At 67.5% G+C, this 22,408-nt stretch carries 22 protein-coding genes; 10 read left to right on the plus strand and 12 right to left on the minus strand.

From position 1 onward, the window contains the following. Positions 1–13 precede the first annotated feature (13 nt). The 3 genes from ACTT2I_RS14665 to ACTT2I_RS14675 all read left to right on the plus strand — a co-directional run bounded on the left by ACTT2I_RS14665 (position 14) and on the right by ACTT2I_RS14675 (position 1,495). Positions 14–697: a class I SAM-dependent methyltransferase gene (locus ACTT2I_RS14665; RefSeq protein WP_172407474.1), complete on the plus strand. Its 684-nt coding sequence runs from the start codon at positions 14–16 to the stop codon at positions 695–697. 67 nt (positions 698–764) lie between these two features. Beyond that, positions 765–1,136 carry a hypothetical protein gene (locus ACTT2I_RS14670; RefSeq protein ID WP_088432409.1) on the plus strand — a complete coding sequence of 124 codons (372 nt, stop codon included), beginning with the start codon at positions 765–767 and terminating at the stop codon, positions 1,134–1,136. A 35-nt stretch (positions 1,137–1,171) separates the two neighbouring features. Beyond that, positions 1,172–1,495, plus strand: a complete 324-nt coding sequence (locus ACTT2I_RS14675; protein WP_421099010.1) for a hypothetical protein — start codon at positions 1,172–1,174, stop codon at positions 1,493–1,495. Positions 1,496–1,525: 30 nt separating this feature from the next. Here ACTT2I_RS14675 and ACTT2I_RS14680 read toward each other — a convergent pair whose 3' ends face one another. Beyond that, on the minus strand, positions 1,526–2,302 hold the full coding sequence (locus ACTT2I_RS14680; RefSeq protein ID WP_421099009.1) for a polysaccharide deacetylase family protein: 777 nt from the start codon (positions 2,300–2,302) through the stop codon (positions 1,526–1,528). Positions 2,303–2,360: 58 nt separating this feature from the next. Here ACTT2I_RS14680 and grxD point away from each other — a divergent pair, with 58 nt between their 5' ends. Then, positions 2,361–3,287, plus strand: coding sequence for a Grx4 family monothiol glutaredoxin (grxD, locus tag ACTT2I_RS14685; RefSeq protein WP_088432406.1), 927 nt, complete (start codon positions 2,361–2,363; stop codon positions 3,285–3,287). 95 nt (positions 3,288–3,382) lie between these two features. On the opposite strand, the gene ACTT2I_RS14690 is transcribed toward grxD, so the two are convergent. The 3 genes from ACTT2I_RS14690 to ACTT2I_RS14700 all read right to left on the minus strand — a co-directional run bounded on the left by ACTT2I_RS14690 (position 3,383) and on the right by ACTT2I_RS14700 (position 8,268). Further along, positions 3,383–3,922 (minus strand): DUF924 family protein, encoded by a 540-nt coding sequence (locus ACTT2I_RS14690; RefSeq protein WP_421099008.1) that lies wholly within the window; start codon positions 3,920–3,922, stop codon positions 3,383–3,385. A gap of 52 nt (positions 3,923–3,974) precedes the next feature. Further along, positions 3,975–4,751 (minus strand): AMP nucleosidase, encoded by a 777-nt coding sequence (locus ACTT2I_RS14695; protein ID WP_088432404.1) that lies wholly within the window; start codon positions 4,749–4,751, stop codon positions 3,975–3,977. A gap of 112 nt (positions 4,752–4,863) precedes the next feature. Further along, on the minus strand, positions 4,864–8,268 hold the full coding sequence (locus tag ACTT2I_RS14700; RefSeq protein ID WP_421099007.1) for an autotransporter domain-containing protein: 3,405 nt from the start codon (positions 8,266–8,268) through the stop codon (positions 4,864–4,866). A 246-nt stretch (positions 8,269–8,514) separates the two neighbouring features. On the opposite strand from ACTT2I_RS14700, the gene ACTT2I_RS14705 reads away from it, so the two are divergent. From ACTT2I_RS14705 to ACTT2I_RS14725, 5 genes are all read left to right on the plus strand, one after another. Next, positions 8,515–9,921, plus strand: a complete 1,407-nt coding sequence (locus ACTT2I_RS14705) for an amidohydrolase (RefSeq protein WP_088432401.1) — start codon at positions 8,515–8,517, stop codon at positions 9,919–9,921. 14 nt (positions 9,922–9,935) lie between these two features. Next, positions 9,936–11,198, plus strand: a complete 1,263-nt coding sequence (locus tag ACTT2I_RS14710) for an amidohydrolase family protein (RefSeq protein ID WP_421099400.1) — start codon at positions 9,936–9,938, stop codon at positions 11,196–11,198. Between the two features lie 76 nt (positions 11,199–11,274). Further along, on the plus strand, positions 11,275–11,907 hold the full coding sequence (locus ACTT2I_RS14715) for a 2-hydroxychromene-2-carboxylate isomerase (RefSeq protein WP_421099399.1): 633 nt from the start codon (positions 11,275–11,277) through the stop codon (positions 11,905–11,907). An 89-nt stretch (positions 11,908–11,996) separates the two neighbouring features. After that, complete coding sequence (locus tag ACTT2I_RS14720; protein WP_421099006.1) at positions 11,997–12,941, plus strand: DegV family protein; 945 nt, start codon at positions 11,997–11,999, stop codon at positions 12,939–12,941. 112 nt (positions 12,942–13,053) lie between these two features. Beyond that, positions 13,054–13,392: a hypothetical protein gene (locus tag ACTT2I_RS14725; RefSeq protein WP_088432398.1), complete on the plus strand. Its 339-nt coding sequence runs from the start codon at positions 13,054–13,056 to the stop codon at positions 13,390–13,392. Here ACTT2I_RS14725 and ACTT2I_RS14730 read toward each other — a convergent pair. The 4 genes from ACTT2I_RS14730 to ACTT2I_RS14745 all read right to left on the minus strand — a co-directional run bounded on the left by ACTT2I_RS14730 (position 13,365) and on the right by ACTT2I_RS14745 (position 18,575). Then, complete coding sequence (locus ACTT2I_RS14730) at positions 13,365–14,870, minus strand: efflux transporter outer membrane subunit (protein WP_421099005.1); 1,506 nt, start codon at positions 14,868–14,870, stop codon at positions 13,365–13,367. The genes ACTT2I_RS14725 and ACTT2I_RS14730 overlap by 28 nt on opposite strands. Next, positions 14,867–15,922, minus strand: coding sequence for an HlyD family secretion protein (locus ACTT2I_RS14735; protein ID WP_421099004.1), 1,056 nt, complete (start codon positions 15,920–15,922; stop codon positions 14,867–14,869). Before ACTT2I_RS14735 ends, ACTT2I_RS14730 begins: the two co-directional genes overlap by 4 nt. 16 nt (positions 15,923–15,938) lie before the next feature. Beyond that, positions 15,939–17,480, minus strand: a complete 1,542-nt coding sequence (locus tag ACTT2I_RS14740) for an MFS transporter (protein WP_421099003.1) — start codon at positions 17,478–17,480, stop codon at positions 15,939–15,941. A 180-nt stretch (positions 17,481–17,660) separates the two neighbouring features. After that, a complete protein-coding gene (locus ACTT2I_RS14745; RefSeq protein ID WP_421099002.1) occupies positions 17,661–18,575 on the minus strand; it encodes a LysR family transcriptional regulator in 915 nt (304 codons plus the stop codon). Between the two features lie 148 nt (positions 18,576–18,723). Here ACTT2I_RS14745 and ACTT2I_RS14750 point away from each other — a divergent pair, with 148 nt between their 5' ends. Beyond that, positions 18,724–19,170, plus strand: coding sequence for a universal stress protein (locus tag ACTT2I_RS14750; protein ID WP_293983085.1), 447 nt, complete (start codon positions 18,724–18,726; stop codon positions 19,168–19,170). Between the two features lie 51 nt (positions 19,171–19,221). On the opposite strand, the gene fghA is transcribed toward ACTT2I_RS14750, so the two are convergent. From fghA to ACTT2I_RS14770, 4 genes are all read right to left on the minus strand, one after another. Beyond that, complete coding sequence (gene fghA, locus ACTT2I_RS14755; RefSeq protein ID WP_421099001.1) at positions 19,222–20,052, minus strand: S-formylglutathione hydrolase; 831 nt, start codon at positions 20,050–20,052, stop codon at positions 19,222–19,224. A 48-nt stretch (positions 20,053–20,100) separates the two neighbouring features. Then, on the minus strand, positions 20,101–21,210 hold the full coding sequence (locus ACTT2I_RS14760) for an S-(hydroxymethyl)glutathione dehydrogenase/class III alcohol dehydrogenase (protein WP_088432392.1): 1,110 nt from the start codon (positions 21,208–21,210) through the stop codon (positions 20,101–20,103). A gap of 55 nt (positions 21,211–21,265) precedes the next feature. After that, positions 21,266–21,541: a metal/formaldehyde-sensitive transcriptional repressor gene (locus ACTT2I_RS14765; RefSeq protein ID WP_088432391.1), complete on the minus strand. Its 276-nt coding sequence runs from the start codon at positions 21,539–21,541 to the stop codon at positions 21,266–21,268. Between the two features lie 438 nt (positions 21,542–21,979). Continuing rightward, positions 21,980–22,366 carry a hypothetical protein gene (locus ACTT2I_RS14770; protein WP_421099000.1) on the minus strand — a complete coding sequence of 129 codons (387 nt, stop codon included), beginning with the start codon at positions 22,364–22,366 and terminating at the stop codon, positions 21,980–21,982. Positions 22,367–22,408 lie beyond the last annotated feature (42 nt).

Consider the following 22,408-nt stretch of genomic DNA (forward strand, 5'->3'; position numbering starts at 1 on the left):
GGCCGCGCTGCCGCTGGCCAGGGAACAGGCCCGCCGGATCGCCACGGCGTTCCTGCCGGAACAGCGGTTCGGCAACCGCCGCGACTACTACTACAGCCGCGGCAAACTTGGCAGCGATCCGCTGTATCCCGGGGTGCTCGCCGCGCTGGATGATGCTCCTGCCGCGCCCTTGCTGGATATCGGCTGCGGCCTGGGCCTGCTGGCCCACGTGCTGCACCAGCACGGCAATGTGCTGGCGTATCACGGCCTGGATATCGACGCCGACAAAGTTGCCCGCGCCGAGCGTGCCAGCGCACGCGCCGCGCTGCCGCACGCCCGGTTCACCTGCGTGGATGCCAGCGCCGCCCTGCCCGCCCACCACGGCAACGTGGCGCTGCTCGACGTGTTGCAGTACCTGCCTGCCCCGGCCCAGACCCGGTTGCTGCACGGGGCCGCCGCACGCGTGGCGCCCGGTGCACGGCTGGTGATCCGCACCATGCTGGCCGACAACAGTGGCCGCGATCGCACCACGCGCATCACCGACATGCTCGCGCACCTGGTCGGCTGGATGGGCACGCGGCCACGCCACTACCCCGATGCCGGGAGCCTGCGCGCCCCTCTGGAGAGCGCCGGGCTGCAGCTGCGGATGACACCGCTTTACGGCAACACCCCGTTCAACAACTGGCTGATCGTCGGCGATCGTGCGCGCGCCGCTTGATCGACGTGGCTCGCGCCACCGGCCGCACGCGCGCATACTCGCGCCCCCTTCCGGCACGGAGCCGCCCATGCCTCGACAGACCCGTCATTCCGCGCTTGGCATCGCCGCGCTGATCGTCAGTGGCGTGGGCCTGGTGATGCTGCTGCTGAGCATGCATTACGCCCATGCGCCCGAACACGCGGCGATGCGCGAGCTGCCCTGGTCGCTGGCCGCCCTGCTGGGCAGCAGCGTCGGCCTGGCGATCCTGGCCCTGCTGCTCGGCCTGGGCAGCGTGCTGCAGCCACGCCGGCGCCGTCTGTTCGGCATCATCGCGCTGCTGGTGACACTGGGCGTGCTGATCGCCCAGCTCTCGCTCGGCGGCTGGATCCGCGACCAGTGGCATGCGTCGCATCCGCCCGCAGGCGCCGCGGCCCCGACCGCGCCCGCCCTCGCCCACTGACACCGTCTGTTCCGCCGCATCGACAAGGAACCCTGATGCACACCCCTCATTCCGGCATGGGTATTGCCGCGTTCATTACCGCCCTGTGCGGCGCCGTGTTGATGCTGGGCCTGATCGTCGTCGCCGGCATCATCGAGACCACCACACCGGGCGGCATGGAGGAGACCTCGATGTCGGCGATCCTGGTCGGTCTTGGCCTGATGGGCACCGCCCTGATGCAACTGGTGGCCTTCGGCCTGGGCGTGGCCGGTGCAGTGCAGGCAGACCGCCGCCGCGTGTTCGCCGTGCTCGGCCTGGTGTTGTCGATCAGCAGCATGCTCGGCGTGGTGCTGCTGATGATCATCGGCTCGCTGAGCTGAGCCCGGCCTGCGCCGGACCCCGGTCTGGCGTCAGTCCGGCAGCCCGGCATGCAGGCCACGCGCCTGCACCGCCTGCAGCACCGCTTCGATGATGGCCAGGGTGTGGCCATGCGCGGCGCCCTCATGCAGCAGCACGATGCTGCCGGGCCCCAGATCACGGGTGATCCGCTCGACCACTTGGCGTGGATTGCAATCCACGCCGTCGAAACCACGGGCGCTCCAGCCGACCCGGGTCAGCTGCCACTGCTTCAATGCAGAGGCAACGAACGGATTGGTCATCCCCACCACCGAGCGGTACCAGCGCGGCGGCGTGCCGGCGATCGCGGTGAGGGCCTGCTGGCACAGCGCGATTTCCTCCGCCATGGCCTGCCGCCCCAGCCGCCAGAAGCGGGTCTGCGGGTGGCGATGGCTGTGGTTGCCCAGGCTGTGCCCGCGGGCCAGCATCGCCTGCACCAGCTCCGGCCTCGCCTGCGCGCGTTCACCGACCAGGAAGAAGGTCGCCTTGGCCTCGTAACGGTCCAGCAGGTCGAGCACCGCCGGGGTGTCGGCCGACGGCCCATCATCGATGGTCAGCCAGACCTTGCGGGCCTGGCCGGGCAGACGGCTGAGCACCGGGGCATAGAAGCGGCTGTTGGGCAGGAACACCGGCACCATGAACAGCGCATGGGACGCCACCATCAGCGGCAGCCCGCAGCGCCAGCCCCAAGCGACCCAGGTCAGCACCACCAGCACCTGCGACAGCACCAGCCATGGCAGCCAGCGCCAGGGGCGCCGGGGAATGCGATACAACGTTTCCGGTACGGTCATGCCCCATGATGCCATGCCGCGTAGAATAGGCGGTTCGCATATCCGGACCCTGACCGCCATGTCCCTTGATCCCGCCCTGCGCTCGCGCATCGAATCCATTCTCAACGCCAACCGCGTCGTGCTGTTCATGAAGGGTCAGCCGAGCATGCCGCAGTGCGGTTTCTCGGCCAAGGCCGTCGGCGCCCTGCAGGACCTCGGCGTGGAGTTCGACCACGTCAACGTGCTGGCCGACGCGGAGATCCGCGAAGGCATCAAGGCCTACGGCGAGTGGCCGACCATCCCGCAGCTGTACATCGACGGCGAGCTGGTCGGTGGCAGCGACATCATCCTGCAGATGGCCGGCAACGGTGAGCTGAGCAGCGTGCTCGGCCTGGCCGCCCCGGATCGCACCCCGCCGCGCATCACCGTGACCCCGGCCGCCGTGGAAATGCTGCGTGGCGCGCTGGCCGATTCCCCGGGTGCCTCGCTGCAGCTGGGCATCGACGCGCGCTTCCAGCCGAACTTCCAGCTGGCCCCGCACGACGACAACGCGATCGCCGCCGAATCCAACGGTCTGCGCGTGCAGTTCGACCTGGCCAGCGCCCGCCGCGCCGACGGCATCACCATCGATTGGGTCGACGACATCCGTGGCAAGGGCCTGGCGATCGACAACCCGAACGCGCCCAAGGCCGTGCAGGAACTGAGCGTGCGCGATGCCGACGACCAGCTGCGTGCCGGCAGCATCACCGTGGTCGACGTGCGCCCGGCCGACGAGCGTGCGATCGCGGCGATCAACGCCCCGTTCGAGACCTTCGACGGCGACAACCGCGCCCGTCTGGAAGCCCTGCCCAAGGACACCGCGCTGGCCTTCCTGTGCCACCACGGCGGCCGCAGCGCGCAGGCCGCCGAGCAGTTCCGCGCCCTGGGCTTCACCAAGGTCTCCAACATCACCGGCGGCATCGACGCCTGGTCGAACGAGGTGGACAACGGCGTGCCGAAGTACTGATCTTCCGCGCGTCATTGGATGAAAAAACGCCGGCAATGCCGGCGTTTTTTGTTTCTGGCGCCGATGGCGTCCCTCCCTGCATGACGCGCCACCGGCTATCCGGCAAACCCACCTTCGGCCAGGTAATCCAGCTCTTCGGGGGTCGGCATCCGCCCCAGCACCGCATTACGGTGCGGGAAGCGCCCGAAGCGGCGGATGATGTCGCGGTGCAGTTCGGCGTACTGCAGGTATTCCTTGTCGCCCAGTGCATCGAACATCGCCACCGAACGCTCCTGGTCCTGCGGGTCCTCGGAGTGCTCGAACGGCAGGTAGATGAACGCCCGCAGCTTGGGCACCAGTTGCAGGTCCAGGCCTTCCTCCACCGCACGCATGGCGTAATGACGCGCCAGGCCATCGGTGGCATAGGAATGCGCCGTATCGCGGAAACAGTTGCGCGGAAACTGGTCGAGCAGGATCATCAGCGCCAGCGCACCGTCGGCGGTGCTCAGCCAATGCTCGCGGGCACGGCGCGCGGCGGCGAAATGTTCTTCCTGGAACTGCTGGCGAAACCGCGCATCGAACGCGTCATCGCGCGCGAACCACTGCTGCGGTCCGGCGTCGCGCCAGAACTCCACTACTTGTGCCGCCACGTCCATTCACTACCCCTGTGGATGGCACGCCCCAAGACGTCCATCCGTTCCATTGCCGTTACTCGTCAAAACGCAGGTGGCGGACCGACTTGCCGTTGCGCCGTATCAGCTTAAGCGCCTCGATACCGATCTGGATATGGTTCTCGACGAACTGGGAGCTGACCTTGGCATCGGAGACCTCGGTCTTCACGCCGTCGGGAATCATCGGCTGGTCGGACACCAACAGCAAGGCCCCGATCGGAATGTGGTTCGCAAAACCGGCCGCGAACAGGGTCGCCGTCTCCATGTCGATGGCCATGCAGCGCATCACCCGCAGCTTTTCCTTGAAGGCCTCGTCGTGCTCCCAGACCCGGCGGTTGGTGGTGTAGACGGTGCCGGTCCAGTAGTCGTGGCCGAGGTCGCGGACCATGGTCGAGACCGCCCGCTGCAGGGCAAAGGCCGGCAGGGCCGGGACTTCCGGGGGCAGGTAGTCGCTGGAGGTGCCCTCGCCGCGGATCGCGGCGATCGGCAGGATCAGATCGCCCAGCTGGTTCTTGCGCTTGAGCCCGCCGCACTTGCCCAGGAACAGCACGGCCTTGGGCATCACCGCCGACAGCAGGTCCATGATGATGGCCGCGTTCGGGCTGCCCATGCCGAAGTTGATCAGGGTGATGTCGTCGCTGGTGACGCTGGCCATCGGCCGGTCAGCGCCCTGGATGGGCGCCCCGGTGAGCTGGGAAAAGGTATGCAGGTAGCCACCGAAATTGGTCAGCAGGATGTGCTGCCCGAACTGCTCCAAGGGCACGCCGGTGTAACGCGGCAGCCAGTTCTCGACGATGTCCTGTTTGGTTTTCATGGAGGGAATTTCCTGCCGTCGTGTTGATGCCCCAATTTTGAGCGAGATGAACGAATACGCAAGAAAAAGGCGGCCAATGGCCGCCTTTTTCCGTTTTACCGAAAGCGCCGGATCAGAACTGCACGGACCAGCGCGCAGTGACGCTGCGGTCGCGGGCGTCGTCGCCGAAGGTGCCGTTGTAGCCCAGTTCCAGCTGGTTGCGCGGGCTCAACCAGGCCGAGAGGCCCAGCTCGGCGACCACGGCGTTGTCGGCGATCGCCGCACCGCTGACCGCGAAGCTGCTGCCGCCGGTCCAGGCCAGATCGGCGACCTGGCTGCGGTCGCCAGAGGCACGGCGGTAACCGACGCCACCGCGCAGATGCAGCCAGCTTTCCTGCTGCCAGGAGGTCTTCAGGCCCTTGTCGAAGCGCACGCCCGCGGTCGCCACGTTGGTGTGGGTGTCAGCGACCTGACCGTTCAGTGCGGCAGCGCCGCCCTGTTCGGCGAAGCCATCCACGTCCACCTCGACGCGGGCGAACTGCAGGTACGGCTCCAACCCCGCTTCGCGCCCCCCGAAGCGGTAAGCGCCTTCGATGAAGCCCTGGCGGGTGGTGGCGTCGTAGTTGGCCGACAGTGCGTCATGGTAGCCGGCAAATGTCAGCTCACGCTTGCTGCCCACGTCATGACGCGAATAGCCCAGCCCTGCGCGCAGATCGAACGCTCCCCACTGGTTGCCCACGTAGGCACCGAAATGGGTGTTGTCGATTTCCGAACGGGCGCCGCGGCCCGCCGCCTGCTTGATGTCGGTACGGCCGGTACCGACCAGGCCACCGACCTGCCAGCCACCACCGAACACATGATCGGCACCAACCAGCAGCCCGTTGCTGTTGGAATCGGTACGCGCGGCGTTGGCATCACCGTCGAGCTTGCCACTGCCACCGATCGCCTGCACCCACGCACCACCGGCAGCGTCATCGGCGGCACCCGGCGAACGCACGGCCACCGCACGGCTCAGGGCCGCGTCACGCAGGTAACGGCTGCTTTCCACCAGCGCCATCGGGGTAGCGGCATGGAGCTCACCACTCAGCGCATCCAGTGCCGCACCGACCTGGGACGGGAACAGCTGGGTCAGCGGCTTGGGCAGGCCCTGGTTGATGGCCAGACCATCGGCGCTGGTGGCTACGGCGATCTGGTTGGGCGTGACCGCAGCGCTGGCCAGTGCGTTGCCGCGGGCGACGTCGATGCGCAGCCCATTGGCGCTGTAGCCCAGGCCGAACGCCAGGAACGGCGAGAAGGCCGAGAAGTCGGTCGTGGCGAACTGGCCGTTGATGCCACCGGCGGCCTGCAGGAAGTTGAACTGCTCACCGAGGTAGTACACACCGGCTTCCGGCAATGCCTTCAGGGTGCCATCCAGCGTGGCTGTACCGCTGACGCGCAACAGATCGCTGCGGCCGCCCGGGGACAGCTCGGCCTGGTAGACGCCGGTGGCGGTCTGCACGTAATCGCCATTGATGGTCAGCGTGCCGATCGAATTGCCCGGCGCGATGATGCCTTCGACGCGAGTGCTCCCCAGCGTACCGATGCCCTTCAGGGTGCCCTCGGCGCCGACGAAGGTCGACGCGCCGTGCTGCACGCCATTGAACGACACCACGCCGCCGGTCACGTTGAGCGCAGAGCCATCCAGCACGCCCGTGCTGGAGATCAGGCTGCTACCGCCACGGCTGTTGAGCGGAGTGGAGACCAGGCTGCCATTGAGCAGGAACTGCCCACCGTGCACATCCACCGACGAAGTCAGCACGTTGACGCCGTCCAGTTCCAGCACGCCGTCGCGCACGATGGCGCCGTTGAAGCGGTTGTCGCCGCTCAGGCGCAGCCAGCCGATGCCGGACTTGGTCAGCTTGCCCGGCCCGCCGATGTCATTGGTCCAGTCGTCCCACGCATCGCCTTCCCACACCTTCAGGCCGCCGGCCTTCTGGTTCATGACCACGTCGGTATCGACGCGGAGCATGCCGTAGCCTTCAATGGCCTTGCGCAGGTCGAGCAAGCCCCAGCCGTAGACCTCATCGATGCCAGGGGCGCCGAGATCACGCGCCGTGGTCAGCATGACGTCGCGTACCTGCGCATTGTCCAGGTACGGGAATCGTTCGAACAGCAGGCCGAGCGCGCCGGTGACGTGGGGGGCGGCCATCGAGGTGCCGCTCAGCCGGCCATGGCTGTAGGTGGGCACGCGCTCCAGCACGTCGAGAACCAGGTTGCCCTCGGCGTCGACAACGAGGCCCGCATTGACCTGCGAGTCATCGCCATACACGGTCGAGTAAATCTGCGAACCCGGGGCAGCGAGGCACCAATTGGCGGCCAACCCACACTTCATGGACTGATTGCTGAGCCCAAGCGTCTGGTTGACGTTGACCACGGCCAGCCAATACGGCTCGATGTCCGCCAGGGCCCGCGGCAGCGAGGCGTACATGCCTGCGATCGGGCTTTCTTCGGGGCTGGGATTGACACCACTGTTGCCGGCGGCCCAGACCTGGATCATGCCCTTGGCACGCGAACCCTCTGCGATGGCCTGCAGGCGCTCGGCCAGGACCGGGTGGGACAGATAGAAATCCATGTCCTCGGCGGAATTCGGCTCCGTGGCCAGGCCCCAGCTGTGGTTGAGGGCACGCACGCCCTGATCGTTCAGCTGGTCGTACATATCCACGAACGCGGAGGGGTCCGGCGCCACGCCGCCGAGCGACACGACCGAATAGCCCGTCGGCGTCTGCTGCCATTCTCTTGCCGAGTTGAAGAACAACTTGGCTGCGGTCAGGTCCGCACCAAAGGCGACACCATGCATGCCGGAGCCGTTCCGATTGGCCACCATGGTGCCACCGACATGCGTACCGTGGATTTCATATTCGACACCCGCCTGCACATAGCCGCCCTTGCGGATGAGCTCGCGGATCTCCTCAGGCACATTATCGTTGAAGCCGACATAGCCGATCTGGACATCGCCACCGTCGCTGGCGAAGCAGGCACCCGGCCCTGCAATGGCAGTCGTATTGGTGCAGCGGGTGCCATCCGGCAACAGGTCGCCGATACGGATGCTGCGATGGTTCTTGCCCGCGAACTCAGGGTGATCCAGGCCGGTGCCGGAATCGAAAATACCCAACCGGATGCCTTGCCCGGTCAAGCCACGGGCATACGCATGATCGGCGTTGATCGCCCCCAGACCCCAGTCGGCCTTGAACTCGTCACTGCGCCAGCTCTCCAGGTCTCCCGGCGTGCCCAAGGACGGGGCGGTAGCGTCTGCGCGGATGGACGAGTGAGCCACCGGAGCGATTGACGCGGCGAAACTGGACGCAATCGATGCGCTCGGCAGGTCTCGGCTGAAGGCGGCGGACTGCTGGCTTCGCTGCTGCTGGAAACGCTGCAGGACATCATCGGTCGGGCTGGCAAGGGCCGGTACGGCGATGGCGGCCAGCAAGGTGCCGGTGATGGCCGAGGCCAGCAGACTGCGCGGAAGGGAGCGATACGGGGACTGAAGTTGCGGGGGCATGTAAATGTACTTCCTTGAAGTGGTTCGAGATCGACATCGATGAGGGAATTCCAAGTCCCATGCAGGACATGCGCGGAGGTGTCAGGCGCATTTCAGCCTACCCAAAAAGTTCATGAAAGATTCACAATTGTTTCTTTCAACCCTGCGTTGTCCCATTCGCTAAGACTATGCAAAAGGTCACTTGGCAAGGGACCCCGCTCCCGGATAGCGTCGAAGAATTGTGTCCATGCGGCTTGGGGGAGAACCATGCAGAAGTTGTTGAGCGTCGGCGTTGGCTTGGCGTTGATGTCGATCGTGTCCGCGCCGGCACCTGCCGCCTCGCGGTTCGTCCAGGATCCCTACCCGAGCACGTATGCGCCGATCGCCTCGGCCCCGGTGTTGATCAGCAATGCCACGGTGCTCACCGGCACCGGCGTGCGCCTGGATAATGCCGACGTGCTGCTGCAGGGCGGTCGCATCGCGGCGGTCGGCACCGGCCTGAGCGCGCCGGCCGATGCGGTCCGCGTGGACGGCCAGGGCAAGTGGGTTACCCCGGGCATCATCGATGTGCACTCGCACCTGGGCGTGTATCCCAGCCCGGGCGTCAGCGCACACAGCGACGGCAACGAGATGACCGCGCCGGTCACCGCCAACGTCTGGGCCGAGCACTCGGTGTGGCCGCAGGACCCTGGCTTTGCCGCGGCGCTGGCCGGCGGCGTGACCTCGATGCAGGTACTGCCCGGCTCGGCCAACCTGGTCGGCGGCCGCGGGGTGACGTTGAAGAACGTGCCCGCAACGACCTATCAGGCGATGAAGTTCCCCGGCGCGCCGTGGGGCCTGAAGATGGCCTGCGGCGAGAATCCCAAGCGCGTCTATGGCGGCAAGGGCACCGCGCCGGGCACGCGGATGGGCAACGTCGCCGGTTACCGCGCGGCCTTCATCGATGCCAGCGAGTACATCGCCAAGAACACCCCGAAGCAGCCGAAGAAGAAGCGCTGGTTCAGTGGCGATGACAAGGGCGACAGCGCCGGTGACAGCGGCGGCAAGCGCGATCTGAAGCTGGACACGCTGGCCGGCGCGATCCAGGGTGACATCCGCGTGCACATCCACTGCTACCGCGCCGATGAGATGGCCACGATGCTGGATCTCTCCAAGGAGTTCGGCTTCAAGATCGCCGCGTTCCACCACGCGGTGGAAGCCTACAAACTGGCCGACCGGCTCGCCGAGGAAGGCGTGTGCGGTGCGCTGTGGGCCGACTGGTGGGGCTTCAAGATGGAGGCCTTCGATGGCATCCAGGAGAACATCGCCCTGGTCGACCGCCCGGCCAACAGCTGCGCGATCGTGCATTCGGATTCGCCCGAGGGCATCCAGCGCCTGAACCAGGAAGCCGCCAAGGTGATCGCCAATGCACGCCGGGCCGGCATCGAGATCGCCCCGGAACGGGCCATGATGTGGCTGACCTCCAACGCCGCGCGCTCGCTGGGCGTGGAGAAGCAGACCGGCAGCCTGGAAGCCGGCAAGATGGGCGACGTGGTGGTCTGGAACGGCAGCCCCTTCAGTTCCTACGCACTGGCCGAAAAGGTCTATGTCGATGGCCATCAGGTCTATGACCGCCAGGACGTGAGGCGGCAGCCGCTGTCGGACTTCATGCTCGGCCAGGAGGCACGCCCATGAGCCGCCGCGTCGCGATGCGCCTGCTGCCGCGGGCACTGCTGTTGCTTGCCGGTGCCTGCGCCGCCCCCGCGTTGTTCGCGCAGGATCTGCTGATCCGCAACGCCACCGTGCACACCGCCGCCGCGCGCGGCAGCCTGGAACACAGCGATGTGCTGATCCAGGGCGGCGTGATCCGTGCCGTCGGTCCGGGCCTGTCGGCGCCGGCCGGCGTGGCCGTGGTGGAGGCCGCGGGCAAGCCGCTGACCCCGGCGTTGTTCGGCGGCATCACCGACATCGGTATCGAAGAAGTCTCCGGCGAATCGGCCACGGTCGACAGCACGCTCAAACTTGAAGGCCAGCCGCTGCGCCCGGAATTCGATGTCACCCTGGCCTTCAATCCGGATTCGGTGCTGATTCCGGTCGCACGGCTGGATGGCATCGGCTTCACCATGCTCGGGGCCAACACCGGCGGCGGCTTCATCGCCGGCCAGGGCGGCGTGATGCGGCTGGACGGCAGCGCCGATCCGGTCGGTCCGCAGGCGTTGTTCATCCGGCTTGGCGCGTCCGGTGCCGAGCTGACCGGCAACTCGCGCGCGGCGCAGTGGATGCTGCTGGAGCAGATGGTCAGCGAGGCGCGTGGCCGCGTTCCGGCCGACTCGCCGCATGCCCTGCTGACACCGGCCGGGCGTGCCACGCTGGCGCGCTACCTGGCTGGCCAGGGGCGCATCGTCGTGCAGGTCGACCGTGCCGCCGACATCCGTCAGCTGCTGCGCTGGGCCGCTCGCGAGAAGGTCAAGATCGCCATCGCCGGCGGTGCCGAGGCGTGGCGCCTGGCCCCGCAGCTGGCGCAGGCAGGCGTGCCGGTGTTCGTGGATGGGCTGGGCAACCTGCCGACCAGCTTCGACCAGCTCGGCGCGACCCTGCAGAACGCTGCACGCCTGCAGGCGGCCGGCGTGCCAGTCAGCTTCGCCCAGCGCGACGATGCCTCGCACAACGCGCGCAAGATGCGCCAGCTGGCCGGCAATGCGGTCGCCAACGGGCTGCCCTGGGGCGATGGCCTGGCCGGCCTGACCCGGGTCCCGGCACAGGCGCTGGGCGTCGGCGACCGGCTCGGCACCATCGAACCGGGCAAGCTGGCCGACCTGGTGCTGTGGGAAGGCGATCCGCTGGATGTCGGCCACTATGCCGAACAGGTCTGGCTGGGCGGCCGCGCGATGCCGATGCGCTCGCGCCAGACCGAGCTGCGCGACCGCTACCAGGGCCCGGCGTCGAGCGAACCGCGCGCATACTCGCGCTGAGTCCCTGCACAGGGCCGCTGCCTGCGGCGGCCCTGTTTCCTTCCTCACCGCTGTCGTCCTGCAACGTGAGCACCCGATCATGGCCCTGCGCTGGTACTTCGATTTCGTCTCACCGTTCGCCTACCTGCACTGGCAGCAGCTCAAGGTGATGCCGCAGTTCAAGAGCATCGTCCCGGTGCCGATCGCCTTCGGCGCGGTGCTGCATCATCTGGGCAACCTGGGCCCGGCCGAGATTCCGGCCAAGCGGGTGTTCACCTATCGTCAGGCGTTGTGGCAGGCCCGCAGCGCCGGGGTGACGCTGCGCTTTCCACCGGGCCACCCGTTCAATCCGCTGGCGGCGCTGCGCCTGTGCCTGGCCGCAGGTGCCAGCCATGAGACGGTCGAGATCCTGTTCAACTGGATCTGGCGCGATGGCCATGCCGGCGACAGTGCCGCCGCGCTCGCCCTGCCCGGCGCGATGCTGGACATCGCCGATGTCGCCGTGGCGATCAGTGAGCCGTCGGTCAAAGAGGAACTGCGGCGCAACACGGATGCCGCGCTGGCCGCCGGCGTGTTCGGGGTGCCGACGCTGGCGATCGGCAGCGAGCTGTTCTGGGGCAATGACGCCCACCCGCTGATGCTGGCGGTACTCGCCGACCCCAGCCTGCTTGAGCAGGGCGAATGGGCGCGGATCAAGGAGCTGCCGGTAGCGGTGGAACGCAGCCGCTGACCCCGATCCGGCTCCCCGGTCAGGCAAGCCGAGCCGTTTTGCGATAGCGTTCACGTTTCCGAACCTACAACCTGCCGGAGGGGCACAGGATGCGCATCGGAATCGTGGTCGACTCTGCGTGCGATCTGCCGCAGGATTTCATTGAACAACACAAGATCGTGCTGCTGCCGATCACCGTCCGCATCGGCGAGGCCGTGCTGGCCGACCATCGCGACGAACAGGCCACACTGAGTTTTCTACACGCCCATGTGGCCGAGCACGGCGCCGAGGCGGAGACCATTCCGTTCAGCGTCAACCAGATCCGGGACCTGTTCCTGGGCAAGCTGGTGATCGATTACGACCATGTCTTCTGCATGACGATCACCAAGACCCGCAGCCCGATCCACGACAACGCGATGCAGGCCAGCTTCGCGATCCTCAACGACTACAAGCCGGTGCGGCAGGCGGCAGGCTTCAACTCGCCGTTCGCGCTGCGCGTGCTCGATACCCAGAACCTGTTCGCCGCCCAGGGCGTGACCGCGGTGGAAGCGGTGCGCCTGCGCGACAGCGGTGCAAGCGTGCAGCAGATCCGCGAGCGGCTGGAGCTGCTGGCGCACAACGTGCACGGCTACATGATCACCCGCGATCTGTACTACATGCGCGCCCGCGCACGGCACAAGGGCGACCGCAGCGTGGGCCTGATCAGCGCGGCGCTGGGCAGCGCGCTGGACATCAAGCCGGTACTGCATGGCTACCGCGGCGAGACCGGCCCGGTGGCCAAGATCAAGGGCTTCGACAACGCCGTGCAGAAGCTGTTCGATTTCGTCGGGCAGCGCGTCAAGGCGGGCCTGATGACGCCAACGGTGTGCATCAGTTACGGCGGTGAGCTGGCCGACCTGCAGGCGCTGCCCGGCTACGCCACGTTGCGTGAGACCTGCCAGGCGCATGGCGTGGATGTATTCGAGGCGGTGATGAGCCTCACCGGCATGGTCAACGTGGGCAAGGGCGCGGTAACGATCGGCTTCGCCGACGGCCCCCACAGCTTCAGCGGCTGACCACACTGGTCAGCATCGCAGCGGCCATGCCACGATCCGGGCACGGCCGCCGGTTCTGCACGCGGATTGCACCGCGTCTCTGCCAGCCTTGCCGCATTCAATGGAGGTAACCATGCCAGTAAGTTATGACATCAGCCTGCCGGACCCGGCCAAGGCGCGCGGCAACGACCCGGACCTGTCCTTCCGCGCCCAAGGTGCGGCAGGGTTGGCCGAAGAGCTTCAGAATGCCCTGCGTACCACGGTCCTGTTCGACCGCTGGCGCGCCAAGCAGGACGATCCCGACGCGGTCGACCCCCAGTGGGGCGCGACTGATCCGGCCGCCACCGTGACCGGCGCGCAGGATGATCTGCGGATCAACCTCTGCGCCACCACCAGCATCGACAGCGACGTGTTCAAGCAGCGCCTGCGGATGCTGGCCGGCAGTCACTGGGAACTGCGCAACGTGCGTTGAGCGATGTTGTCCGCCCCCCTGGCAGCCGACACGCTGCCAGTGAGGGCTGCATCCGCCCCCTCATCGTGCCACCCGCCGCCCAGCGCGCGATACAGATCCACCCGGGCGATCGCGGCCGCCGCCTGGCTGCCGGCCAGCGCGGCCTGGTTGTCCAGCGCGATGCGCTGGGTGGTCAGCACGTCGAGCATGTCGATCACACCGGCCTGGTACTGACGACGCGCCGCCGCCAACGCACGCTCACTTTCCTCCACCGCCACCTGCAGCGCCTGCCCGCGCTGCTGCTCGGTACTGTAGCCGTCGATCGCATCGTCCACATCGTGCCAGGCCTGCAGCACCGTCTTCTGGAACTGCAGTCCGGCCTGACGTTCCTGTAACCGGCTCAGGGCCAGGTTCGCCTTGAGCCGGCCGCCCTGGAAGATCGGCAGGCTGATCGCCGGACCGATGCTGAAACGATGGGCGTTCCAGCCATCCAGGTCGTCGAGCTGTTTGGCCTGGAAGCCGGCATCGCCAGTGAGGGTGATGCGCGGCAGGAAGTTGGCCTTGGCCACGCCGATGCCCGCCGTCGCCGCGTGCAGGGCCGCCTCGGCGCGGCGGATGTCCGGGCGGCGCTCGACCAGGTCGCTGGGCAGGCCGGTCGCCATGCCGGGCAATGCCGGCCAATCGCGCCGTGCGCTGTCCAGTTGTGCGTCCAAGGCCTGCGGCGAGCGCCCCAGCAGCAGGGCCAATGCATTGCGCAGTTGCGATTGCCGATGCTGCAACGGCGCCACGCGCGCCTCCAGCGCTGCCACCTGAGCGGCCGCACTGGCGACCTGCAAGGTGGTGGCCACGCCCTGCTGCTGGCGGGCCAGGGTCAGCCGCTGCACGTCACGCGCGATGTGCAGATTGTCCTCGGTGATGGTCAGCAATTCCCGGGTGGCACGCAGTTGCAGGTAATCGCGGGCCGTTTCAGCCATGACTGCGGTCTGCACCGCGTGCCAGTCTTCGTTGGCGATCTGCACGCGGGCATCGGCGATCTCCACCTGCCGCCGCACGCGGCCCCACAGATCCACTTCCCAGCTCAGGCCGATACCGGCCTGGAACAGACCGTAGTCCTCGCGCCCGGCATGGCCGGACGGATCGTTCAGGCCGACCTCGCTGTTGCGCGCGCGGGTGGCGCCGACCGTCGCGCCGACGGCCGGTGCGCGGTCGGCGGCACTGATTCCGCGCAGCGCGCGGCTCTGCGCGACGCGGTTGGCGGCCAGCTGCACATCCAGGTTGGCCTGCATGGCCTGGCTCGCCAGTGCCGCCAGCAGCGGATCCTCGAAGCCGTTCCACCATGCCGCGTCATCAGCGAAGGCGGCCGAGGTGATCACGCGGCCCTCCCACTGCGCCGGCAGGCTCGCCTCGGGCCGCACGAAATCCGGGCCGAGGGTGCAGGCGGCCAGTGCGGTGCACAGCGCGCTGCCCGCCATCAGGCGCAACGTCTGCCGGATCATCATGCGCCCTCTCCCGGCAGCCCACGCGCGCCGCTGTCCAGATCCACGCGCGCCTCCACCGACATGCCCGCGCGCAGCTTGCCCGCCAGTGGCTGGCCTTCGTCGAGCACGATCTTGACCGGAATCCGCTGGACCACCTTGGTGAAGTTGCCGGTGGCGTTCTCCGGCGCGATCGCAGCGAAGGTCACGCCGGTGGCCGGGGCGATGCTGTCGATCCGGCCGTGCAGCGGCTGGCCGGGGAACACATCGACCTGCACGTCCACGCGCTGTCCCGCGTGCATCCGGGTCATCTGCGTTTCCTGGAAGTTGGCGACGACGAACGCCTGTTGCAGCGGCACCACCGCGAGCACGGGCGTGCCCGGGGTGAGGTAAGCGCCCACGCGCACCGCGCGGCGCCCGACCATGCCATCGATCGGCGCGCGCAGCTCGGTGTGCGACAGATCCAGTTCGGCACGGGCCTGTGCGGCTTCGGCCCGCTGAACGGCGGCCTGCGCGGACTGCACACTGGCGGTCAGCAGCGCAGTGCGTTGACGCGCATTGAGTACGGCAGCGGTGCCCTGCTGCAGATGCGCACTGGCCACCGACTGGCGCGACTGGGCCTGCTGGGCGTTCTGCACGGTGCCCGCACCATCACTGGCCAACGCCTGATAGCGGCGTTGATCGGCCTGGGCGAGACTGAGCTCGGCGCGACTGACATCCACGCTGGCCTGGGCCTGATCGATCACCGATCCCTGCTGCGCCAGCGCAGCCTGTGCGTTGACCAGTTGCGCCTGCGCATTGGCGAGATCGGCACGCGCGGCTGCCAGCGCTACCTGGTAGTCGCGGTCATCGATGCGCGCGAGCACATCGCCCGCCTTGACCGTCTGGTTGTCCTGTACGCGGACCTCGCTGACGAAGCCGGCGACCTTCGGCGCGACCACGGTGAAGTCCGCAGTGACATAGGCGTTGTTGGTGGATTGGTGGCGGCCGTCGCGCAGCAGCCACCAGGCACCGCCGGCGAGCAGCAGCAGGCCGGCAGCGATGACGAAGGGAACGGAGTTGCGATGCAGGGACACAGGGAGTTCCTTGAATTCAAGCCACGGCACGTGGCGGATAGATGCGTGTGGGCAGCCACGGAATCAGCGCGATCAGCGCCACCGCCACCCACGCGACGAGGAGATAGAGGTCGGCCGAGGTCAGCGCGACCACCTGCGCATGCAGGCGTGCGCCCAGCCCTGGCGCAGCGGTGGCATCAAGCCAGGTCGCGTTGCCGAGCCGATCGACCAGCACGGTCGAATGCAGGTGGCTGCGCGCGGTGGTGACTGCTTCCAGCACGCCACCGGCGAGGACCGCGGCAAAGCCCTTGACCGTGTTGAACCAGGCCGAGGCGAACGGACCATCGGTGGGCGCCAGCGTCGCGGTGGCCAGCAGCAGCAACGGCAGCACCGCCATCGGCTGGGCGATGATCTGGATCACCTGCAGCCACAGGAAATTGTCGCGATGCCACTCGGTGGTCAGCTGTGCGCCCAGGCCGCAGGCCAGGGCCAGCAGGGCCAGGCCGATGGCCTGCACCCAGCGGCTGTCCACCCGGCGCTGATTGAGCAGGGTCGCCACCAGCGGCAATGCGATCAGCTGCGGCAGCGCGACCCACAGCAGCATCGGCGCGGTCTGCAGCGGTCGGTAGCCCTGCACTTTGGCGAGGAAGCTGGACGGAATCATGATCACCGCCAGCAGCACGAACAGCACGCCGCCCAGCGTGATCAGCGCGTAGGTCAGATTGCGGTTGGCCAGCAACTGCAGCTTGAAGAACGGCAGCGGGTGCGACCATTCGTTGTAGAGGAACAACGCCAGCAGCCCGGTACCGCCGCCGAGCAGCAGACAGATCAGTGGCGAGGCGAACCAGTCCAGCCGCGGTCCCTGCACCAGCCCGATCACCAGCATCACCAGCGCTGGAAACCCCAGTGCCAGGCCGACGCCGTTGAACTGCGCGAACCGTTCCAGCCGCAGTGGATCCTGTGGCAGCCCCCAGGCCACCATGCCGACGGCGGCCAAGCACCACGGCACGATCTGCCAGAACGCCCACTGCCAGCCCACGAACTCCACCCACAGGGCCGCCATCGGGGTGCCCAGGCTCGGCCCGAAGGTCGCGGTCAGTGCGTAGCCGGCCAGGCCGTACAACTTGATGCCCGGCGGCAGGAAACGCAGTGCCACGCTCATCAGAAGCGGCGGCAGCGCGCCACCGGCCAGCCCCTGCAGCGCACGCAGGATCAGGAACGAAGGCAGGTCCGGCGCGAACGGACACAGCACGCCCAGCACCATGAAGGCACCGATCATCACCATCGCAAAGCGGCGCAGGGAGAAGGTCACCGCACACCACGGCGCGAACGCCATCGCACTGACCGACATCGCCGTATACAGCGCGATGATCCAGCTGCCCTGATCGACGCTGAAGCCCATCGCGCCGCGGATGTCGGCCAGCGCTACCTTGGTGACGTTTTCGTTGATGCCGGAGATCAGCACGGCCAACAGCACGCCGCACAGGCCAACCGCAAGGCGCAGGCCGAATGCCGCCTGCGCGGCAGGTGCGGCAGGTGCAGCGGTCGCCGCCGGCAAGGTTGCGGCGACAGCTGTCATCGGACACCGCCAGAGTGCGGGGGGTGCAGCGGGAACAACACGGACATGGGTCCACTCCACGACGGGGAGCGGCAGTCTAGGCAGCGCCGATGCTGCGAAAAATGCTGCGTCGGCCATCGCTGGCGTGCATCCCACGCACGCCTCGCCGATCACCGTGCAAGCGGGCGTGGCCGCGGCGCGTCAGGCCTGCGTGGACTCCGCGTCGCACATCGCCTTGATGCTGCGGCGCAGCCAGCGATGCGCCAGATCGCTGTCCAGGCGGGGATGCCATGCCTGCACGACAATCGCGCTGCGGACCGGAATCGGCAGCTCGAACAGGCGCAGCGGAACGCCGAGGCGTTCCAGCCGGCCCAGCATCACGCTGGGCATCTGCGGCAGGATCAGGTCCGAATCGGCTGCGGCGAAGATCGCCGAATGGAACGTCGGCATGATCTGCGCGACCCGCCGGCTCAGGCCCAGCACCTCCAGATCCTCGTCGATCGGGCCATACCAGCGGCCACGACGCGACACGGCGATGTGGTCGAAGGCCACGAAGCGCTCGGCGGTGATCTCTTCGGCGAAGATCGGGTGGGCCTCATGCGCGGCACCGAAGAACGAGGTACTGAACAGATTCTGCACCTTGGTATCGGCACTGAGTTTGCCGGCAGCGCTGATGTGCAGATCGATCCGCCCCTGCTCCATCGCATCGTCGTCCCCATCGCCCTCGGGGACGAAGCGCAGCACCGAACACGACGCCTGTGCCTTGAACAGCTCACGCATGCGGCCACCGTAGGTGCCGACGAACACATCGTTGGCCCGGATGCTGAAGGTGCGCTCCAGCGTCATCATGTCGACCTCGCGGCCGGCGTTGAACACCAGATGTGCCTGCTCGATCACCCCGCGTACCTGCTCGCGCAGCTGCAGCGCGCGCGGGGTCGGGGCCAGGCCGCGGCCCGCCCGGACCAGCACCGGGTCACCGATCGCCTCGCGGATGCGGCCCAGGGTGCGGCTCATCGCCGGGGCACTGAGATTCATCCGCCGTGCCGCGCCCACGACACTGCCCTCCTCGATCAGGGCATCCAGGGCAATGAGCAGATTCAGATCGGGCATGGTCACGGCAGTATCACCTTCAACGTGTGGCGGTGACTTTACTGCAATCCAAACTCCCTATTCGTGCGTTATACGCACTGCTCGCCTGCGGCGCACGGCATGGGTCCAGCGCAGGCAGTGGGCGACCCTAGCAACCCTTCTTCCGAGAATGCCGATGTTCACCAAGATTCTAGTGGCCCTCGATGGCGGCCCGCAGCACGCACAGGTCCTGGCGCTGGCCGGATCGCTGGCCGGCCCTGCCTCGCGCCTGCACCTGCTGTGCGTGCTGGATCCCGCCTTCGCGCTGGCCGATGACGCACCGCGTGCCGACCATGCCGAATACCCGGCCGCCGATGATCAGGTCCACCAGGCCGAGCGTCTGCTGGCCACCGCGCTGGGCAGCCTGCGCGAGCGCGGCATCGATGGCCTCGGGCATCACCCGGCCGGCGAACCGGCCCAGGTGATCTGCGACTACGCCCGCCAGCACGGCTGCGACCTGATCGTCATCGGCCACCGCCACCTGTCGCGGATGGAACGCCTGCTGGACCGCTCGGTCGGGCAATGGACGGTGGACCATGCGCCCTGCCCGGTGCTGGTGGAAGTGCGCGGCGGCGATGCCTGAGCGCGTGCCACCCTGCCGGGCAGCTGCCCAGCGGATGGTCGACCGGTGCGCTCAGCCGTACAGCGCCTTGGCGTGATGCGCAATGTGCTCGCCGATGAAGCTGCTGATGAAGTAATAGCTGTGGTCGTAACCGGGCTGCAGGCGCAGGGTCAGCGGGTGCCCGGCCGCGGTGCAGGCCGCCTGCAGCCACTGCGGCTGCAGCTGGTTGTCGAGGAACTCATCGCCACCGCCCTGGTCGACCAGCAACGGCAGCCGCTCGGCGGCACCGGCAACCAGCTCGCTGGCATCCCACGCCGCCCAGCTGGCGCGGTCCTCACCCAGATAAGCGGTGAAGGCCTTCTGGCCCCACGGCACGCGCGTCGGTGCGACGATCGGCGAGAACGCCGAGACGCTCCTGTAGCGACCGGGATTCTTCAACGCGATCACCAGTGCCCCATGGCCGCCCATCGAGTGGCCACTGATGCTGCGCGCGCCCGTCGTCGGGAAATGCGCCTCGATCCATGCCGGCAGTTCCTCCACCACATAGTCGTACATGCGGTAGTGCGCCGCCCACGGCTGCTCGGTGGCATTGAGATAGAAACCGGCGCCCTTGCCCAGGTCGTAGCCTTCGGCATCGGGGACGTCATCGCCGCGTGGGCTGGTGTCGGGCGCGACCAGGATCACGCCATGCTCGGCGGCGTAGCGCTGCGCACCCGCCTTGGTGATGAAGTTCTGCTCGTTGCAGGTCAGCCCACTGAGCCAGTACAGCACCGGCAGCTTCTGCGTGGCGGCCTGCGGCGGCAGATACACGGCGACGTTCATGTCGCAGCCCAGTACCTGCGAAGTGTGGCGGTACACGTCCTGCCAGCCGCCGGACGCGGCGCGATGTTCAATGCGTTCCATGGGGATTCTCCGTAGGGGCGACGCGGATCACGCGCCGCCCGCAGTGACTCAGAAATGCACGACCGAGCGGATCGACTTGCCTTCGTGCATCAGGTCGAACGCGTCGTTGATCTCGTCCAGGCCCATCGTGTGGGTCACGAACGGCGCCAGTTCGATATCGCCCTTCATGGCGTCTTCGACCATGCCCGGCAGCTGGCTGCGACCCTTGACGCCACCGAAGGCGGTGCCCTTCCACGAGCGGCCGGTGACCAGCTGGAACGGACGGGTCGAGATTTCCTGGCCCGAACCGGCGACACCGATCACGACCGACTGGCCCCAGCCACGGTGTGCGCATTCCAGCGCCGCGCGCATCACGTTGACGTTGCCGATGCACTCGAACGTGTGGTCCACGCCCCAGGTGGTCATCTCCACGATGACCTGCTGGATCGGCTTGTCATGGTCCTTCGGGTTGATGCAGTCGGTCGCACCGAACTGCTTGGCCAGGTCGAACTTGGACGGGTTGGTATCGATGGCGAAGATGCGGCCGGCCTTGGCCTGGCGCGCACCCTGGATCACCGCCAGGCCGATGCCGCCCAGCCCGAATACCGCCACCGAATCGCCCTCCTGCACCTTGGCGGTGTTGTGCACCGCGCCGATGCCGGTGGTCACGCCGCAGCCGAGCAGGCACACGTGCTCCGGGTTGGCGTCCGGGTTGATCTTGGCCAGCGAGACGTCGGCCACCACGGTGTACTCGCTGAAGGTCGAGCAGCCCATGTAGTGGTAGATCGGCTCGCCGTTGTAGCTGAAGCGGGTGGTGCCATCGGGCATCACGCCCTTGCCCTGGGTGGCACGCACGGCCACGCACAGATTGGTCTTTCCGCTCTTGCAGAACAGACACTCACCACATTCGGCGGTGTACAGCGGGATCACGTGGTCGCCCGGCTTGACGCTGGTGACGCCCTCGCCCACTTCCACCACGATGCCCGCGCCTTCATGACCAAGCACGGCCGGGAACAGACCTTCCGGATCATCACCGGACAGCGTGAACGCATCGGTGTGGCAGACACCGGTGTGGGTGATCTTGACCAGCACTTCGCCCTTCTGCGGCGGCGCGACATCGATCTCGACGATCTTCAACGGTTCGCCAGCGGCGAAGGCAACGGCAGCACGGGATTTCATGGGGAACACTCCAAGGCAGGGAACAAGGATCGGCAGCGCGCGGTCGCCCGCGCACTTATTTGAGGTAGGAACGGATGAGCATGCTCATCTCGCGCACGCGCTCATCGCGCTGCGCATCGGATTGGGCGGGCTGCCCGAACTCTTCGCGCAGATGCGCCTCCATCACTTCGGACATCAGCCCGTTGACGGCACCGCGGATCGCGGCGATCTGCTGCAGCACCGGGGCGCATTCGGCCCCGGCTTCCAGCGCGCGGTCCAGCGCATCGCACTGGCCACGGATCCGACGGACCCGGGCGAGGACGCGCTTTTTTTCCTGCGGGGAATGGGGCATCGGTTGAGACCGGTTAACTATACTGGGGGTGAGTATACAGCAGCGGGGAATCCAGGTCATTGACAGGCCCCCGGCACGCAAGAACAATCAAACCAGGCCGCCGCATGCATCCGCCAGCGTCACGGACATCGCTTCCCCCCTTGCAGACGGACCTTCCGATGCCAACGCTACGCGCAGTGCTCCCCCCTCTCTGCTTTCTCGCCGGCGGTGCGTTTCTGCTTCGCGGCGTAAGCGTGCTGTCATCGCAGCTGGATGATGCGGCCGGACAGACTTCGGCGTATGCCGACGGATATGCAGCCGGACAGGCGGCTGCCGGGCTGCTGCTGGTAACGGCGGCCATGGGTTTGATCTTGCTGGGATGGCGCAGGCTGCGCCACTGACCCCTCGGGCACGACATCCCGCGCATCGCGCAGGGATGTCGCCGGCACGCCGCCTTCCTCAGCGCTGCTGGGCCCTGCGGTCGTTCCGCCAAGCCAGCAACAGCCGGATCACCAGCAGGGCGGCAAACGCCACCACGACCCCCTTGATCAAGGGCACCGATGCCTCTCCGGCCCGTGGCCAAAACGCAAGCCACACGAAGGCGGCGGCCAGCCCGGTATAGGCCAGCAACAGCAGCCATTTGGCGACACGCCGGGAGAATGGCAGCGCCACGGCGGGCGCTGCCGCCAGCAGACCGGCAGCCACGATGACCGCCCAACCGGCGCCGGTCATCATGGCGAGGGTCACTGCCACGCAGACCAGCACCAGGGCGCCGATGGCGACGAAGTAGGCCGTCACCCAGGAAATGAGCAGGTTGAACAGATGTCGAGAATGCATCCCTTCCACGTCGTGTCTCCTTTTGGTCATACCGCGATGTGATCGTTGCAG

The organism is Stenotrophomonas sp. PUT21 (genome assembly GCF_052232875.1).
Taxonomy (GTDB): Bacteria; Pseudomonadota; Gammaproteobacteria; order Xanthomonadales; family Xanthomonadaceae; genus Stenotrophomonas; species Stenotrophomonas maltophilia_N.

Coding starts and splice junctions, on each gene's coding strand:
- ACTT2I_RS14670 (WP_088432409.1), top strand. CDS start 765: ATGCCTCGACAGACCCGTCATTCCGCGCTTGGCATCGCCGCGCTGATC.
- ACTT2I_RS14675 (WP_421099010.1), top strand. CDS start 1,172: ATGCACACCCCTCATTCCGGCATGGGTATTGCCGCGTTCATTACCGCC.
- ACTT2I_RS14680 (WP_421099009.1), bottom strand. CDS start 2,302: ATGACCGTACCGGAAACGTTGTATCGCATTCCCCGGCGCCCCTGGCGC.
- grxD (WP_088432406.1), top strand. CDS start 2,361: ATGTCCCTTGATCCCGCCCTGCGCTCGCGCATCGAATCCATTCTCAAC.
- ACTT2I_RS14690 (WP_421099008.1), bottom strand. CDS start 3,922: ATGGACGTGGCGGCACAAGTAGTGGAGTTCTGGCGCGACGCCGGACCG.
- ACTT2I_RS14695 (WP_088432404.1), bottom strand. CDS start 4,751: ATGAAAACCAAACAGGACATCGTCGAGAACTGGCTGCCGCGTTACACC.
- ACTT2I_RS14700 (WP_421099007.1), bottom strand. CDS start 8,268: ATGCCCCCGCAACTTCAGTCCCCGTATCGCTCCCTTCCGCGCAGTCTG.
- ACTT2I_RS14705 (WP_088432401.1), top strand. CDS start 8,515: ATGCAGAAGTTGTTGAGCGTCGGCGTTGGCTTGGCGTTGATGTCGATC.
- ACTT2I_RS14710 (WP_421099400.1), top strand. CDS start 9,936: ATGCGCCTGCTGCCGCGGGCACTGCTGTTGCTTGCCGGTGCCTGCGCC.
- ACTT2I_RS14720 (WP_421099006.1), top strand. CDS start 11,997: ATGCGCATCGGAATCGTGGTCGACTCTGCGTGCGATCTGCCGCAGGAT.
- ACTT2I_RS14725 (WP_088432398.1), top strand. CDS start 13,054: ATGCCAGTAAGTTATGACATCAGCCTGCCGGACCCGGCCAAGGCGCGC.
- ACTT2I_RS14730 (WP_421099005.1), bottom strand. CDS start 14,870: ATGATGATCCGGCAGACGTTGCGCCTGATGGCGGGCAGCGCGCTGTGC.
- ACTT2I_RS14740 (WP_421099003.1), bottom strand. CDS start 17,480: ATGACAGCTGTCGCCGCAACCTTGCCGGCGGCGACCGCTGCACCTGCC.
- ACTT2I_RS14750 (WP_293983085.1), top strand. CDS start 18,724: ATGTTCACCAAGATTCTAGTGGCCCTCGATGGCGGCCCGCAGCACGCA.
- fghA (WP_421099001.1), bottom strand. CDS start 20,052: ATGGAACGCATTGAACATCGCGCCGCGTCCGGCGGCTGGCAGGACGTG.
- ACTT2I_RS14760 (WP_088432392.1), bottom strand. CDS start 21,210: ATGAAATCCCGTGCTGCCGTTGCCTTCGCCGCTGGCGAACCGTTGAAG.
- ACTT2I_RS14765 (WP_088432391.1), bottom strand. CDS start 21,541: ATGCCCCATTCCCCGCAGGAAAAAAAGCGCGTCCTCGCCCGGGTCCGT.